Origin of the sequence: Streptomyces sp. 8L, assembly GCF_020176795.1 — a bacterium.
GTDB lineage: Bacteria > Actinomycetota > Actinomycetes > Streptomycetales > Streptomycetaceae > Streptomyces.
This window is the reverse complement of the sequence record NZ_JAIUKE010000958.1, coordinates 1-644: the sequence shown is the minus strand read 5'-3', so window position 1 is coordinate 644 and position 644 is coordinate 1. Positions and strand designations below refer to the sequence as shown.

The window sequence follows — 644 nt, the reverse complement described above, 5'->3', positions numbered from 1 at the left end:
GTGCGGCGCGCGCAACGCCCCCCCAAAACCCCCCCCCCCCCCCCCACCTCCATGATAAACCGGAAGACCACCCCCTTACACAACCACCCCCACACCACCCGTCACACCAGACGACCTCGCCTACGTCATCTACACCTCAGGATCCACCGGCCGCCCCAAAGGCGTCGCACTCGAACACCACTCCATCCTCCACCTCCTCGCCAACTGCCAACCCCTCTACAACCTCACCCCCAACGACGTATGGACCGTCTTCCACTCCTACGCCTTCGACTTCTCCGTCTGGGAACTCTGGGGCGCACTCACCACCGGAGCCCGCGCCGTCATCGTCCCCCACGACACCACACGCAACCCCGACACCCTGTGGCAACTCCTGCACGACGAAGGCGTGACCGTCCTCAGCCAGACCCCCTCGATGTTCCGTGAACTCGTGGAACACGCCCCGCCGGGAAGCGAGGAGACACTCCCCGACCTGCGATGGGTGGTCTTCGGCGGAGAAGCACTCGAACCCAAACACATCACCACTTGGTACGACCGCCACCCCCACACCACAACCCGCCTCGCCAACATGTACGGCATCACCGAAACCACCGTCCACGTCACCTTCCAGGAAATCACCGCCGCCCACCTCACCACCAACACCCGCC

General features: G+C 64.8%; 1 protein-coding gene. It reads left to right on the top strand.

What is annotated here, in order from left to right:
- Positions 1–127: 127 nt before the first annotated feature.
- A partial coding sequence (locus LCE31_RS40105) for an AMP-binding protein (RefSeq protein ID WP_225023253.1) occupies positions 128–644 on the top strand: 517 nt, incomplete at its 3' end.